Origin of the sequence: Halosolutus amylolyticus (assembly GCF_023566055.1) — an archaeon.
In the GTDB taxonomy this organism is placed as follows: Archaea; Halobacteriota; Halobacteria; order Halobacteriales; family Natrialbaceae; genus Halosolutus; species Halosolutus amylolyticus.
In genome coordinates this window covers 772,428-787,408 of record NZ_JALIQP010000001.1, presented here as the reverse complement: position 1 = coordinate 787,408, position 14,981 = coordinate 772,428, and the positions used below count along the sequence as shown (strand labels likewise).

Annotated in this window: 15 protein-coding genes and 1 tRNA gene; 12 read left to right on the top strand and 4 right to left on the bottom strand. The window is 67.9% G+C overall.

The features are described from left to right. Nucleotides 1-195: 195 nt before the first annotated feature. Both MUN73_RS03735 and MUN73_RS03730 read left to right on the top strand, forming a co-directional pair. Nucleotides 196-1,386 carry a 60S ribosomal export protein NMD3 gene (locus MUN73_RS03735; RefSeq protein WP_250139107.1) on the top strand — a complete coding sequence of 397 codons (1,191 nt, stop codon included), beginning with the start codon at nt 196-198 and terminating at the stop codon, nt 1,384-1,386. Continuing rightward, entirely contained in the window at nt 1,379-2,617 is a 1,239-nt protein-coding gene (locus tag MUN73_RS03730) for a class I SAM-dependent methyltransferase (protein ID WP_250139106.1), read from the top strand. Before MUN73_RS03735 ends, MUN73_RS03730 begins: the two co-directional genes overlap by 8 nt. A 4-nt stretch (nt 2,618-2,621) precedes the next feature. Here MUN73_RS03730 and MUN73_RS03725 read toward each other — a convergent pair whose 3' ends face one another. After that, nucleotides 2,622-3,275 carry a hypothetical protein gene (locus MUN73_RS03725; RefSeq protein WP_250139105.1) on the bottom strand — a complete coding sequence of 218 codons (654 nt, stop codon included), beginning with the start codon at nt 3,273-3,275 and terminating at the stop codon, nt 2,622-2,624. Nucleotides 3,276-3,735: 460 nt separating this feature from the next. Here MUN73_RS03725 and MUN73_RS03720 point away from each other — a divergent pair, with 460 nt between their 5' ends. Continuing rightward, a complete protein-coding gene (locus MUN73_RS03720) occupies nt 3,736-4,542 on the top strand; it encodes a helix-turn-helix transcriptional regulator (RefSeq protein WP_250139104.1) in 807 nt (268 codons plus the stop codon). A gap of 251 nt (nt 4,543-4,793) precedes the next feature. Here the strand turns inward: MUN73_RS03720 and MUN73_RS03715 are convergent, their stop codons facing one another. After that, nucleotides 4,794-6,605: a helicase C-terminal domain-containing protein gene (locus tag MUN73_RS03715; protein ID WP_250139103.1), complete on the bottom strand. Its 1,812-nt coding sequence runs from the start codon at nt 6,603-6,605 to the stop codon at nt 4,794-4,796. Nucleotides 6,606-6,828: 223 nt separating this feature from the next. Between MUN73_RS03715 and MUN73_RS03710 the strand changes: the two genes are divergently transcribed. The 5 genes from MUN73_RS03710 to MUN73_RS03690 all read left to right on the top strand — a co-directional run bounded on the left by MUN73_RS03710 (nt 6,829) and on the right by MUN73_RS03690 (nt 10,232). Next, nucleotides 6,829-7,782: an ABC transporter substrate-binding protein gene (locus tag MUN73_RS03710; protein WP_250139102.1), complete on the top strand. Its 954-nt coding sequence runs from the start codon at nt 6,829-6,831 to the stop codon at nt 7,780-7,782. Further along, on the top strand, nt 7,782-8,504 hold the full coding sequence (locus MUN73_RS03705) for an ABC transporter permease (RefSeq protein ID WP_250139101.1): 723 nt from the start codon (nt 7,782-7,784) through the stop codon (nt 8,502-8,504). Before MUN73_RS03710 ends, MUN73_RS03705 begins: the two co-directional genes overlap by 1 nt. Next, a complete protein-coding gene (locus tag MUN73_RS03700) occupies nt 8,501-9,268 on the top strand; it encodes an amino acid ABC transporter ATP-binding protein (protein ID WP_250139100.1) in 768 nt (255 codons plus the stop codon). Before MUN73_RS03705 ends, MUN73_RS03700 begins: the two co-directional genes overlap by 4 nt. A gap of 46 nt (nt 9,269-9,314) precedes the next feature. Beyond that, a complete protein-coding gene (locus MUN73_RS03695) occupies nt 9,315-10,034 on the top strand; it encodes a TOBE domain-containing protein (protein WP_250139099.1) in 720 nt (239 codons plus the stop codon). Nucleotides 10,035-10,144: 110 nt separating this feature from the next. Beyond that, a tRNA-OTHER gene (locus tag MUN73_RS03690) sits at nt 10,145-10,232 on the top strand. Between the two features lie 134 nt (nt 10,233-10,366). On the opposite strand, the gene MUN73_RS03685 is transcribed toward MUN73_RS03690, so the two are convergent. Then, nucleotides 10,367-10,606 (bottom strand): DUF7561 family protein, encoded by a 240-nt coding sequence (locus tag MUN73_RS03685; protein ID WP_250139098.1) that lies wholly within the window; start codon nt 10,604-10,606, stop codon nt 10,367-10,369. A 92-nt stretch (nt 10,607-10,698) separates the two neighbouring features. On the opposite strand from MUN73_RS03685, the gene MUN73_RS03680 reads away from it, so the two are divergent. From MUN73_RS03680 to MUN73_RS03670, 3 genes are all read left to right on the top strand, one after another. After that, complete coding sequence (locus tag MUN73_RS03680) at nt 10,699-11,679, top strand: YkgJ family cysteine cluster protein (RefSeq protein WP_250139097.1); 981 nt, start codon at nt 10,699-10,701, stop codon at nt 11,677-11,679. A gap of 187 nt (nt 11,680-11,866) precedes the next feature. Beyond that, a complete protein-coding gene (locus MUN73_RS03675; RefSeq protein ID WP_250139096.1) occupies nt 11,867-12,805 on the top strand; it encodes an NAD(P)H-binding protein in 939 nt (312 codons plus the stop codon). Then, nucleotides 12,805-13,542, top strand: a complete 738-nt coding sequence (locus MUN73_RS03670; protein ID WP_250139095.1) for a DUF7530 family protein — start codon at nt 12,805-12,807, stop codon at nt 13,540-13,542. Before MUN73_RS03675 ends, MUN73_RS03670 begins: the two co-directional genes overlap by 1 nt. Here the strand turns inward: MUN73_RS03670 and MUN73_RS03665 are convergent. Next, complete coding sequence (locus MUN73_RS03665; RefSeq protein ID WP_250139604.1) at nt 13,539-13,712, bottom strand: DUF5786 family protein; 174 nt, start codon at nt 13,710-13,712, stop codon at nt 13,539-13,541. The two genes, MUN73_RS03670 and MUN73_RS03665, sit on opposite strands and share 4 nt — an antisense overlap. 101 nt (nt 13,713-13,813) lie before the next feature. On the opposite strand from MUN73_RS03665, the gene MUN73_RS03660 reads away from it, so the two are divergent. Beyond that, nucleotides 13,814-14,821, top strand: coding sequence for a DUF5784 family protein (locus tag MUN73_RS03660; protein ID WP_250139094.1), 1,008 nt, complete (start codon nt 13,814-13,816; stop codon nt 14,819-14,821). Nucleotides 14,822-14,981 lie beyond the last annotated feature (160 nt).

Here is a 14,981-nt window from a genome sequence, read left to right as displayed (position 1 = left end):
TCGCGGTTCGATCAGTCAGACTGCCGTCTGACGCGGTTATCGGCGTCGTTCGACCCCCTCGTTTCGTGTAGAGTTATCAGAGAGTGAGAATTACTGACTGGTGGTCGTCCCTCGAAGGGATCCAGCGTCGAGCGCGATCGGCCACCGGGCGGCGAGAGCGCGCCGTTTAACTCCGTCAATCACCAATCGGGGATAATGAGCGAGTCGCGTGCGTTCTGTCCCCGGTGTGGGGATCCGGTGCCCGATCGATCGGCCAGCGACGCCGACGAAGCCGCGGATCCCCTCCGACCCGGCACCGAGGTCGATCTCTGCGACGAGTGCTACTTCGAGGACTTCGACTTCGTGGACGCGCCGGACCGGATCGACGTTCGCGTCTGTGCCCAGTGTGGCGCGGTCCACCGCGGGAACCGGTGGGTCGACGTCGGCGCGCAGGATTACACCGACGTCGCGATCGAGGAGGTCAGCGAGGCGCTGGGCGTCCACGTCGACGTCACCGACGTCGCCTGGCAGGTCGAACCCGAGCAGGTCGACGAGAACACGATCCGAATGCACGCCTACTTTACCGGGGTCGTGCGGGGAACGCCGGTCGAAGAGCAGGTGACGGTCCCGGTCCGGATCGCCCGCCAGACCTGTACCCGGTGTGGCCGGATCGCCGGCGACTACTACGCCAGCGTCGTCCAGATCCGCGCCGACGATCGGACGCCAACGAGCGAGGAGATTGACCGCGCGAAAGAGATCGCGAACGCCGTCGTCGCCGACATGGAAGCGACGGGCGATCGGAACGCCTTCGTCACCGAGATGGGCGAGGTCGACGACGGCCTGAACATCAAGGTCTCGACCAACAAGATCGGCAAGAAGATCGCGAACAAGATGGTCGAGGAGTTCGGCGGCACCGTGAACGACGCCGAAACGCTCGTCACCGAGGACGAGGACGGCAACGAGGTCTACCGCGTCACGTTCGCGGTCCGCCTGCCGCCGTACACGCCGGGCGACGTGATCGATCTCGCGGACGACGAGAGCGGCCCCGTCCTCGTCCGGAGCGCCCACGGGAACCTCAAGGGGACCCGGGTGACGACCGGCGGTCGGTACGAGGCCGACTACGAGGAGGGCGCGGCCCCCGACGCGCGGAAACTCGGCGAGCGCAAGGACGCCGTCGAGACGACGGTCGTCACCGTCGAGGACGAGCACGCCGTTCAGGTGCTCGATCCCGAGACCTACCAGGCCGAGACCGTCTCCCGGCCGGACTACTTCGATCCCGACGCCGAGACGGTCCCCGTGCTGAAGAGTCGCGCCGGACTCCACATCCTCCCCGATCCCGATCCGGAGACGGGCGACGACGAATCGGAACCGTACGACCCGTACGCGAGCGACGAGCGCGATGAGTGAAGACCCCGACGCGAGCGACTCGCTCGCACCGACGCTCCCCGACCCGGACGCGGACGCCCCGCTGGCCGCGATCATCGAGCGATCCCGCACCGAGACCGCGATCGAGTCGCTGCGCGCCGAGGACGTCTACGACGACTCGCGGAAGGTGCGGGCGGTCGAGGCCGATCGCGAGGGCGCCCCCGATCGGATCGCCCTGCCCGTCGCCGAACCGCCGACGGAGACGCGGGTGCTCGACGTCGTGCGCCAGGTCGATCCAGAGCCCCGCACCCGGGATCTGGCGGACCTGCTGGCCGATCGGGGCTGGAGCGAGGGCGAGATCGAGTCCGCGCCGGGGTCGTGGGCCGTGATCGGGTCCGTGATCCTCGTGACGATCCCCGAGGACTGTCCCGACGAGAGGGCTCTCGGCGAGGCGCTACTCGAACTCCACGGCGAGGCCGACAGCGTGCTGGCCGACGAGGGGATCGCCAACGACGGCGAAGCGGGCACCTATCGCGAGCCCCGGACCCGTCACGTCGCGGGCGAACGCGACACCGAGACGGTCCACGTCGAACACGGCACCCGGTACGGCCTCGACCCCGCGACGGTGATGTTCTCGCCGGGCAACCAGGCCGAACGGGCCCGAATGGGAGACCTCGTCGCGGCGGACGAACACGTCTTCGACATGTTCGCCGGCATCGGCTACTTCACCCTCCCGATGGCCCGGGCCGGCGCGCGGGTGACCGCGACGGAACGCAATCCGGCCGCCTTCCGCTATCTCGTCGAGAACGCGATGCGCAACGACGTGACCGATCGGGTCGACGCCTACATGACCGACTGCCGGGACCTCGTCGGCGGGCCCGCCGGCCGGCACCCGGTTGACGGCGAGAGCCGTCCCGCCAGCGCCGACCTCGCGGTCGATCGGGTCGTGATGGGATACTACGGGAGCGCCACCGACGCGAGCGACGAGGAGGACCGAGGGCGAGACGAGTACGATGGAGACGAACTGGACGAGCACGCTCGCGACGACGAGGCCCACGCGTTCCTCGACGACGCCCTCGCCGCGCTCCGTCCAGGCGGCGTCGTCCACTACCACGAGGCGACGCCCGAACCGCGACTCTGGGAGCGGCCGATCGAGCGACTCGAACGGGCGGCCGACGATGCCGATCGAGAGCTAACGGTACTCGATCGGCGGCGGGTCAAAAGTCACAGCGCCGGCGTGGTTCACGTGGTCGTCGACGCCCGATTCGAGTGACCGCTCACTCGAACGTGGCTACCAGCTCCCCGCTTTCGAGCGGGTCGGGCGCTTGCGACTCGTACTCGTCCCCATCCAGCGCGGGTGCGTCGTCGAACTCGACGCGTGCCGCGCCGCTCTCGTCGATCGCGTAGACGACGCCGCCGTAGCCGATGTCTGCCTCCCACAGGTTCCCCTCGCCGTCCGTGCCCGAGACCGCACCGCCCGCCCGAAGGAGGAACACGACCGTGACGTCGTCGTACCACTCGAACGTCTCGGTCGTCCGGACGCTGTGGCCGACGTCGAGAACGGATCCCGAGCTCTGCCTGTCACAGAGGACGTCGTGTGTCACGTAGGCGTGGTCAAACGTCTCGACGTAGTCGACCGCCGCGTCTCGATCGAACGACGACGGGGAATCGGGGTAGGGAACGGTTGTTGCGGTTTCGTACTCGCGGGCTTCATCGCCGTACTCGACCTCGACGGTCTCCGGTTCGACCTCGCACTCGGGCCGCGTTATCTCGCCGTCGACCGACCCGGCGACCGAGTCCGGGTCCGCGTCGTCGGCGTTCTCGTCGTCACCCGTGGCATCGGTTTCGGTCCCCGGATCCTCGCCGTCGTCAGCGACGCATCCGGCGACTGCGAGCGTCGTCGATCCGAGTAGCAGTGTGCGTCGTTTCACGTGATCGACATGCTCGGCTGACGTAATAAACCGTGACGTAACGTGAAACGGCTGTTTGAGTTTCCAACGTCCGGCGGCCGGTGGACCGGCCGTCGCGGATCGCTCGTCACGACCGACGGCCACCGCGCGTCGGGGGAACCGATCGATCGGTCGTCAAATTCATGCCGCCGGAACAAGTTGGCCCACGTATGGACAAGAACCAGATCATCGCGCTCCTCTTCGCCGCCCTCATGATGACCTCGATGGTCGCCTGGGGCGCGTCGACGCTGTTCTAGCCGTTTCGTACGGACTTGCTGTTCCGATGCACTCGCGCGACCGCAGACGGGGCGCAGTTGCGCCGGAACTGACGGACAACGGTCCGTACCTCCTCGCGATCGCGCCGATTCTTCGTCCGATTCAATTAGGGCTCTCGAGCGTCGAACAGAACTGTTTACTTCGCCGCGAGTGAGCGAGAACGTATATGACCGACGAGCAGGACCGGGGGATCGGCTATCTCTCGGGGTCGCCCGCCCGCGTCGACGTCCTCGATCGACTGACCGACGAACCCGCCCAGCCTGCCGACCTCGTCTCGTTCGCCGACGTCTCCCGGACGACGGTCCACCGGACCCTGGGCGAGTTGACCGATCGCGGCTGGGTGGCCCGCGTCGACGGCGGCTACACGGCGACGGCGGCCGGCGAACTGGCCCTCGAGACCTACCGGCAAACGCGGACCCGGTTCGGTATTCTCGACCGGGTCGAGCCGTTCCTCTCCCGGGTCGACGTCGACGCCGCCGCCCTCGAGGTCGACTGGTTCCACACGGCCGAACTGGCGACCGCGACCGAGACGAACCCGCACCGGCCGATCGAGTGGTACGCCGATCGGATCGCGGCCGCGGTCGGAGACGACGATCGACTCCGCGGCGTCTCGCCCGTCATCAACCGCCAGTTCCTGACGATCCACGCGCCAGTCATTCGGTCCGGGACGCCGACGTCGCTCGTCCTCGGCGAATCGACGTTCGAGGTCGCCGCCGAGCGCTACGCCGATCGGTTCCGGCAGTCGCTCTCGCTCGACCACTACGACCTGTACGTCACCGACGACGACCCGTCGATGGGGCTCGCGCTCGTCGGGGAGACGGTGTTTCTCGGCGCCTGCGACGACAGCGGCCACCTGGTCGTCGCCCTCGAGAGCACGGACCCCCGGCTCCGGGCGTGGGCGACCCGTCGCTACCGGAACCTGCAGTCGGCTGCCCGCCGGATCGACGCCATCGCGATCGACGAACCGGCCTAGGGCGATCGGCGATTTCGTCCGTTGCCCCACATCGCGGAACGTGGCCTGTCGTATGCAACATGTTTCACAGCACGTAACATATTCCGGGAGGTAGATAGTTTATCCGTGCGTTCCTTGCCTCGAGTGCCGGCCCGGACGGTGGATCGAATTCGAGGTCATGCCAGTACTCGGAGCCAGTTCCGATCCGCCGCGTTTCGGCGGCTATCTTTGACCGGCGTGCGGCACGTTCACCGGTGACGGCGAGACGAACGTTACTCGTCGGTATCCCAGACGTCGGCGAGTGGACTCGAGCGCGACGACCGTCCCGACCGTCCCCGCGACGGCGCGGCGTCGCGATCGGTCCGACCCGTCCCCGTGGCTGCGCCTGCCGACGATTCGCTCGCGAGCGCGGCCTGTGGCTCGAACCCCGGCAGATCGGGGTCGGCCATTCGATCGACCTGCTCGGCGAACCAGTCGGGCATGTCCGACCGGGCGCGATCGAACACGTCGAGCAGGCTCGCGTCCGCGAGGTAGGTCGCGCCGTGATCCTCGGGTGCGCGGACGACCCGCCCGCAGGCCTGGATCACCGTCCGGAGCGCCGTCCGGAAGTACCACGCCCACTGACCCTCCTCGAGCCGGTGTGCCACCCGGGAGTCGTTCGTGTTGAGGAACGGGGCCTTGCACAGCACCTGCCACCGACAGAGGTCACCCTTCAGATCGAGGGCCTCCTCCATCTTGACCGAGAGGAAGACGTCGGGATCGTCCGTCGCCTTCCACGCCTCCAGGTCGGCGTCGCGGTCCTCGCGACTGTGGGTCCGGACCCGATCGCCGACGCCGAAATCGGCCAGCAGATCCGCCAGCCGCTCCTGAATGTCGTAAGAGTGGGCGTGAACGAGCCCCTTCTCGTCGGGATGGGCCTGCATGATCCGGACGATCGTCCGGGCGATCTTCGGCGTGGTTTCGTCGCGGTGCTCGTAGGTCATCTTCCCCTGCGTGACGTCGTACAGCGGCCGGTTCTCGACGGGGAAGGTGTGCGGAACGTCGACGAGCGCGACGTTGTCGGGGTCGAGCCCGACCTGTCGGCAGAAGGCCGCCTTGTTGAGGATCGTCGCCGACAGCAGGGCGAACCTGTTCCCGCGATCCCAGACGGTGTGCTGGAGGTACTTCTCGGGGTTCATCGGCTTGATCGTCAGCGGCCCACCCTGCGGTTCGTCGTCCTCGCCCTCGCCGTCGGTGGCGTCGGCCGAGCGCGGCTCCGACTGGTCGACCAGCCACGTCGTCGGACTCTCCGGGTCGCGGTAGTCGGAGACGAACCAGTCGAGTTCCCCGATCAGTTCCTGGAGCCGATCGCGCTCGCGCACCTCCGCGGGCGAGAGCGAGTCCTGGGCGAGCAGGTCGTCCTTCCGGCGCTCGCACTGCTGGGCGAGCGCCTCGGCGTAGCGGGCCGCCCGGTCCGGCCCGTCGACGGCGGGGACGCGCAACTCGTCCCAGAACGGCACCCTTCGCGGCCCCAGCTGGATCGTCGCGTACATTTCGGCCCACTCGGCGAGGCCGTGGGCCTCGTCGACGACCACGACGTCGCGCTTGCGAAAGACCTCGCTGCCCGCGGTCTGCATGAAGTAGGCGAGCGTCATCGCCGCGATCGATCGGTTCGACGCGATCGCCCGGTCGGAGAAGTACGGACAGCGGTGCTTGACCGAACAGTCGTAACCGCGCTCGCGGACGCAGGGTGCCTGGTTGACCGGCGTGTTGCGCTCGTTCGGCAGGATGCAGGTGTAGTTGGACTTGCCGCGGATGACGTTCAGGTCCGCGAGCAGGTCGTCGGCCGCCACGTCGTCTAACTGGGACACCTGCGGCGTCGTGTAGTACGCGCCCGAAGCCTCGCTCGGGTCGGCCTCGTCGATCGTCCGGGCACAGCCCGCGATCGCCCGTGCGAGCAGGGACTTGCCGCTCCCGGTCGGCGCGCGGACGAGGACGACGTCGTTGCCCGCCGCGAACGCGTCGCGGATGTCCCGGAGGGCCTGCTCCTGGGCCCCGCGATAGCTCGGCGCGGGGAACGCCTCGAAGATCCGATCCGGATTCACCGTTCGAGTCACCGCGGGGCCGCGTCCTAAATGCTACGGACCGTCTCGATCGCTGATCGAAAGTAACCGATTTCGGGCCGGCATTACGTAACCGAATTCGATTATCTGATCGAGAGAAGTTCGGAAACGATCGCCTATCGGGGCCGAGATGCGAGCCGCGGTAACCGGATCTCGTTACTCACCCACCCAAAGATATTTCTCCGTTCGATCGGTCGTAGTATCTATGACGATACAACGGCGGGAGTTCGTCGCCGCGATCGGGAGCGGTGCAGCCGTCGGCCTCGCCGGCTGTGCGGCACTCACCAGTGAGGAATCCGACGGGGGAGGGGAGATCGTCGGCGAAACGCTCACCCTGACGACGACCTCGAGCACGTACAACACGGGCCTGCTCGACGAACTGAACGCGCCCTTCGAGGACCGGTACGGCGTTAGCGTCGACGCCATCCCGCAGGGAACGGGACGGGCCCTCGAGACCGCGCGCAACGGCGACTCGGACGTGGTGATGGTCCACGCCCGATCGCTCGAGGACGAGTTCATGCAGGAGGGGTACGGCGTCAACCGGCGCGACCTCATGTTCAACGACTTCGTGGTCATCGGCGGCGCGGACGATCCCGCGTCGATCGGCGGTAGCGACGACGTCGTCGCGGCCTTCGAGGCGATCGCCGAATCTGAATCGACGTTCGTCTCCCGGGGCGACGACTCCGGAACGCACACGAAGGAACTCGAACTCTGGGCGGAGACGGGTCTGGACGTCGGGTCGTTCGGCGAGTGGTACCAGGAGACGGGACAGGGGATGGGCGACGTCATCAACACGGCCACCCAGCAGGGGGCCTACACGCTGTCGGACCGCGGGACGTATCTGGACATGCAGGAGGAGATCGACCTCGAGATTCAGGTCGAGGGCCCGATCGAGGACGGACCGGAACTGCTCTCGAACCCGTACGGGATCGTCGCCGTCAACCCGGCCGTCCACGAGGGCGTCGAGTACGACCTCGCGATGGCGTACATCGGCTTCATCACTGGTCCGGAGGGACAGGAGCTCATCGAGAACTACACCGCCAACGGCGAACAGCTGTTCTACCCCGAGGCGCTCTCGGAGGAGCCGAACTTCCAGCAGTACGTCCCCGAGGGGTGGAGCGCCGACGGCGGTGAGTCGAACGATTCATCGGACGGGTGATGCTACTCGAGAGCGTCGTGACCGATCCGTTGCTGGCCGGGGTCCCGTTCCCCTTCGAGTGGAACTACGTCCGGAGCATCATCGCCGTCTCGCTGTACGTCAGCGTGATGGCGGTCTCGCTGAGCACGCTCTGTAGCCTCCCGATCGCGCTCCTCGTCGGCTTCGCGGACTTCCGCGGAAAGCGGTTGCTGACGTCGATCATCAACACCGGCATGGGGTTCCCGAGCGTCGTCGTCGGACTCGTCGTCCTGTTTACGGTGTCCAACCAGGGGCCGCTCGGCCCGCTCGAACTCGTCTTCACGCGCGAAGCGATGATCATGTCGCAGTTCGTCCTCGCGACGCCGGTCATTACGGGCGTGAGCCTCGCCGCGGTCAGTAGCGTCGAGGAGGGCGTCCGTGACGCGGCCTACGCCATGGGCGGGACGCGCCTCGACGTGGCGCTGGTCACGATCAAGGAGGCCCGCTACGGGATCGCGACCGCCGTCCTCGCCGGCTTCGGCCGAGCGATCAGCGAGGTCGGCTCCGTCCTCATCGTCGGCGGGAACATCGCCGGCGCGGACGGCACCTCGAAGACCCGCACCCTCACGACGGCGATCCAGCTCGAGGCCCAGCGCGGGCGGTTCGAGACGGCGATGCTCCTCGGTGCGATACTGCTCGCGCTCGTGTTGGTCGTCAACGCGATCGTGATCCGACTGGGTAGCGACGAAGGGGGGTACCGATGACGCTCGAGGCCGTCGACGTCCGCCGCGCGTACGGCGACGAACTCGTCTTCGATGGGGTCTCGCTGTCGGTCTCGCCCGGCGAAGTCGTCGCGGTCATCGGCCCCTCCGGCGTCGGGAAGTCGACCCTGTTGCGCCTGCTGGCGCTGTTCGACGCGCCCGACGCGGGGACGATCGCCTACGAGGGCACGGACGTCTGGGCGCTTTCCGACGAGCGACGGCTCGAGTACCGCCGTCGCGTCGGGATGGTCTTCCAGGAGGCGAGCCTCTTCGACGCGAGCGTTCGGCGAAATGCCGCCTACGGGCTTCGGGTCCGACAGCCGTGGCCCGATCGGATCCGCCACGAGTTCGCGCGCTTCGTCGGTGGAGCCAACGGGACCGGTGACGCCATCGAGGCCCTCGAGACAGTCGGGCTGGCCGAGAAGGGCGATCAGAACGCCGAATCGCTATCCGGCGGCGAGGCCCAGCGGGTCGCGTTCGCCCGCGCGCTGGCGTACGACCCCGACGTCCTCCTGCTCGACGAACCGACGTCGGACCTCGACCCGCGAAACACGGCGGTCATCGAGGACGCCGTCCTCGAGGCGCGAGATCGGGGCATCGGGGTCGTCGTCGCGACCCACGACATGCATCAGGCCCGCCGGGTCGCGGACCGGACGGCCGTCATGCTCGGCACCGAGATCATCGAAGTCGACGAGACGGAGACGGTGTTCGACGAGCCGAGCGACGGGCGAGCCCGGAAGTTTATCGACGGCGAACTGATATACTGACTCGCATGTCCGCCCGCTGCGTACCCCGCTCGAGACCGAGGCTACCATGACGATCGAAAAGGAGTACACCACGAAACTGGCCGTCGACGACGTCACGATCGATCGACGGGACATGGAGATGCTCGACGCGATCGACCGCCACGGCTCGATGCACCGGGCGGCCGAGGAACTGGGGCGATCGTACGCGCGCCTGCAGAACCGGATCGTCGAGATCGAGGACGCCGTCGGCCCGATCACCGAACGCCGGCGAGGCGGGAGCGGCGGCGGCGGGACCGAACTCACCGCGACGGCGCGATCCCTCCGGCGGCGATTCGATCGACACGACGCCGAACTCGGCGGCGTCGCGCGGGTGACCGAGTCCGTCTTTCGGGGGACCGTCCGAGACCGGACGGGCGAACTCGCGACCGTCGAGACGCCGATCGGATCGATCCTGGCGCTCGTGCCGCCGGACGCGACTGCGGTCCAGGTCAGCGTTCGCTCGGACGCGGTCGTCCTGACCGATCCCGGGGACGTGCCCGACGCGGATCGAACCAGCCTCCGGAACCGGTTCACGGGGACCGTCGAGGACCTCGAGGAGGGCGACGCGATCGTCAGGGTGACCCTCGCGCTGGACGGCGACGCCGACGCCGAACTGCAGGCGCTCGTCACGCGAGCGAGTCGCGATCGGCTGGACCTCGCGATCGGGCGGGAGGTCGTCGCCTCGTTCAAGGCGACGGCGGCACGAGCGACGGCGGTCGCGTCGCCCGACTCGGCGACGTCCTCGTGATCGGGTCGTCCGACGTGCGCTCCCTGCCGAGCCCACTCGTCCGTAGGCCGCCGTTACCCGCCGGTAGCCGACGGATTACGAATACGAACTCGGCCGTCGGACTCAGGTGCGGAAGGGTCGCTCAGCGGAAGAGCACCGCGGTGCCTCTGGCCCGCGGCGGCCATCGTGCCTCGTGGCGTTCGAATCCCACCCCTTCCGCTTGCGGTGCAGTGCGGCACGATCGCAGTACAGACACTCCAGGTTCCGGTTGGGTTACGGTTCGGCCGCGACCGCCCCGATCGCGGCCGCGTCCCGTTTTTATCGAGCAGTACAGGAGAATACCCCGAGGCGATTCACCGTAGCCGAGACGTCTCCCCGTCGACCTGCGAGAGCCGTTCGACGTCGGTCGCCGTCGGGTGGTCGGGCAGGACCTCGATGCAGGGATAACAGAGGAGGTGTTCGGAGCCGTCCTCGAACTCCAGGGTCATGGCCGTCCCCTCGCTCCCGTCCCGGTCGCCGAACGTCCAGAGGTTGGCCACGCTCCCGGCGGCCGTGACCGATCGACCGCAGCCGTCGCAGGTACCCTGTCCCATACGATCGACTGCGCCCCGGACGCTGAAAGTCGTTCCCCCGGCCCGAAGACGCCGCCCGAGTGGTTATAGGCGACGCCGTGGTACCGCCGCGCATGGAGGTGCATTGTGAGGGCTGTGCCGGCTGTTGTCTGGACTGGCGATCGCTGCTCGAGTCGGCCGACGGCCGCGACGGGGGCCGGAGCCAGCCCGATCGCCGCGGCCCCCGAAACCCGGATGCCGATGGGCCACGCAGGGAGCCTCTCGACGACGACCCGACCTTCGTCCCGCTGACCCGCGACGAGGTGCGGACGGTCCTCGATCGCGGGCTGGCGGCGGCTATGACGCCCCGGTTCTGGCGCGCCGCCGACGAGAGCGAGGGCGTCGAGATCGACGAGATCAGCGTCGCCGCCGTCGCGGGCCGTCCGGCGTTTTTCGTCGGACTCCGGAAACCACCGAAGCCGGTCGCTCCCTTCGATCGCGAGGAGCCGGCGTGGCTCCCCACCTGCGTCTTCCTCGACCCTACGACGCTCCAGTGTCGGATCCACAACGACGAGGCGCTCTTTCCCGACGAGTGCGGAGCCTATCCGGAGCACAACCTCGCGCTCGACCAGGAGACCGAGTGCGAGCGTGTCGAGGCGGCCTTCGGCGGCGATCGCCTGGTCGACGACGGCCACGACGACCGCGACGGACTCCTGCTGGGGTCGCAGGCGATCGGGGCGAAACTCTTCTGTCATCCCGGACCGGAACGGCTCGAGGGGATCGTCGGCAGGGCCGCGAGCGGCGACCTCACGGCCACGGACCGCGCGGAACTCGTCGCCGTCGCCGCGGCTTCGAGTCCCGGCACGATCGCGATCTCGGAGCCCCACTACGAGGAGGCAAAGGCGAAAGCGATCGCGGCAGGAGCCGAGGGCGGTCCCGGGGAACACGCGACCGGCAGGGACGGACCCGGCGAAACCTGGGTCGGCCCCGCCATCCAGGAGTGGGCCGAACGTCACCGGCAGGCCGACGGGACGGTTCCGCCCGCAGACGTCGCGAAGACGATCGAGGAGGCACGAGGAGCCCCGGAGACGCCGGGCTGGGACGCGATCGAGTGATACTACCGGATAACAGTCAGTGAATACTCGATCGCGTTTCGACGGCTGTCGTCGCTGACGACAGCGTCTCGAGTGCGATCGATGTATGAACCGTTTTGTCCGGCAGTATGACCCACCGCGAACGGCGATCGGGGGACCGTGTCGGCGCGACACGAGCCTTAAGCCCGCATCCCGCGTACGTGGCCGCATGCACGTTCTGGTGACCGGGGCCAGCGGGTTCGTCGGCCGTCGCCTCGTCGCTGCCCTTCGCGACACCGATCACGCGGTTACCGTTCTCGTCCGGGACGCCAGCACGTACGACCCGGCCCCCGACGTAACCGTCGTCGAGGGAGACGTGCTCGAACCCGGCAGCTTCGAGCCGAGTCTCGACGGGGTCGACGTGGCCTACTACCTGATCCACGCGATGGACGCCGACGGCGATTTCGTCGAACGGGACCGGCGGGCGGCGCGGAACTTCGAACGCGCCGCGAACGCCGCCGACGTCGATCGGATCGTCTATCTCAGCGGCCTCGGCGACGACGGCGACGACCTGTCACCCCATCTCGCCTCGCGTCGCGCGGTCGAGTCGACGCTCGCCGAGGGGACGGCCGACGTGACCGTCCTCCGCGCGGCCATCATCGTCGGGGCCGAGAGCGCGAGTTTCAGGATGATCTTCCAGCTCGCGACCCGGCTACCGGTCATGGTGACGCCCCAGTGGGTCCACGTCGCCTGCCAGCCGATCGCGATCGACGACGTGATCGCGTACCTGCTCGCGGTCCTCGACCTGCCGGAGACGGCCGGCGAGGTCTACGAGATCGGCGGCCCGGACGTGCTCACGTATCGAGACCTGCTGACGGAGACGGCCGCCGTGGCGACCGGTCGCGAACCGATCATCGTCCCCGTCCCGGTCCTGAGTCCGCGGCTGTCGGCGTACTGGGTCGATCTCGTCACCGACGTCCCGGCTGGCCTGGCTCATCCCCTGATCGAGGGCGTTCGCAACCCCGTCGTGGTGACCGACGATCGGCTCCAGCGGCTCGTCGACATCGAGTTGACGCCGTTCGAGACCGCCGTCCGCGACGCGATCGAAGCGGAAACGGGTGACGGAGGAGTCGTTCGCAAGCGAGCGGCGACGCGAGGCACCGAGTAATGGCCCGGTCACCGGAGTACGGCGAGACGTGGGTCTACGAGAGCCTCGTCGGCGCGATTCCGGGGCTCGACCTCTCCGATCGGGCGGCGATCGTCGTCCAGTTCTGCGCGTTCGAACTCGCGATTCTCGCGGTGGCGGCCAGCTACGGTCTCTGGGAGGCGGTGGTGCCGGGAACGATCGCCGTGCTCGTCGCGACGGGGGGAAGCTGGCTCATGCTCCGGTTCAGTCGCGCCGTTCGCGGGCTCCCGACGCCAGAGGGGTACCGGCGGGTCCTGTTCGGTTCTAGCGTCGAGGTCGTACTCGGCGTCGTCGCGTTCGTCCTGCTCGTGACGTACCTGTTCGTCACCGATCCGCGGACGACCGGCCAGTCGTTGCTGGTCGCGTGGCTCGGACCCGAGCCGCCCGCCCCGGCGGTCGCGCTGGCGCTGCTCGTCTGCTGGGACGTGGTCTACCGGATCGGCACGTGCTGGTGGGCGAGCGTCGCCGGCCTCTGGCGATCGGTCACGTACGAGTTCGACCTGGAAACGAGCGATCGGTACGCCCGCGCCGACGGGATCAACGTCGCCTTCGCCGCTGGACAGCTGCTGCTGGTCCCGTTCGTTCTCGGCCATCCGCTCCTGCTCGGGGTGCTCGTCGGCCACGTGGTCGCGGTCGCGACGGTCGCGACGCTCTCCGGACGGCTGCAGCGTCGATCAGGGATTCGGGGAGAAGAACGTGACTCGAACGGCTACCACTAGTTCGACTGGATCTCCTCGAACTTGTTCAGCAGTGCTTCGGCCGAATCACCGGAGTCGTACTCGACCTCGCCGTGATAGATCGTCCGCTCGTCGTCGAAATCCGTGTCGACCTTGGAGGCCTGCTGTTCGCGGCGCTCGTGCTCGTCTTCATCATAGGCACCCATTGACATGGTAAGTATACTCATGTAGGAAGCTGTCGCACATTAATGTAACGGTCGTTAACGCCCGGCCGGCGCGTAAAACGTATGCACCCCGGAGCCGTAGCGAGGGTGTGGCACGGCCCCTTCGCTTTCGATACTCGCCCGAAACCTGGAGCGAGCAACGCGTTCGACACGACATTCTCCAGCCGCTCCGATCGAATATCGGGGCCACCGCGGTCGCACCGCGACACGACATCGGTGCCGACTGGACGACACACCGCTTCGAGATGGCAAACGGCGACGTCGCACTGTTCGCCCACAGCGAGGACGGCGCCTACTGGATGGGAAACACGGAGACGCCGTCGTCGCTGTGGCGCACCGACAAGTTCGGCTGGCGCGAGATTCCCTATCACGTCGCCCGCTGGACCCAGCGGGAACTGCTCTCGACGCTCCACAAGGAGGATCCGTGGCTCGCGGACTATCCGCACATCTCGTGGTTCTTCCTCCCCGTCTTCATGTCCAAGGACGGCCGCGAATCGACGCGAGCGTTCTTCCGCGAACACGCCGCCGGCTTCCCCGACGCGGGCCGCCGTGAGACGACGCAGTTCTTCGAGGACTTCCTCGCGACGGGTGCGCTGGACGAGTACCGACACGTCATGTCCGGCAAACTCGGAACCAGCGATCACGTCGATCGGGTCCGGATGAGCGCCGCGATGGCCGAGTTCATCGCCGCGAAGATGCTCGTCGACGCCGGCTACGAGGTCGTCCCCGAAATCGAGGTGACGACGGGCCACTCGCTCGACTTCCGCGCGAAAGACGACGAGACGAACCGCCTCGTCGAGGTCACGCGCCCGCAGCCGCCGAAAAACCGCGCCGCCGCCGGTCCCGTCGCGGCCGTCCGCGACACCGCCGAGACGAAGACCAACGGCCAGCTCGCCGAACACGGCGGCGGCGCGACCCTGTTCGTCGACTGCTCGAGTTTCCGCGACGACGCCTGGAACGCCGTTCGCGGGGAACAACCCGACGTCCGCCACCGACCGGCGGTCGTCTACCGCGTCCGCCCGGACGGCCACGTCGAGGGCTACCGGAAGGGGTCGGTTCCGCTGGATCTCGACGACGCGATCGAATTTCTGGACTGAGACGGCCCCAGCGATGGCCGGGACAGTCCGTCGGTCGAACTGACAGTCGTGCCGAGGGTCGCTTCTCAGTTATTGTCGCACCCGTGAGAGGAGCCACGAGACGGTTGGTGAACGCGACTGTTCACGTGCTACTGGCAGTGGAACTGCCGCTCACTACCCG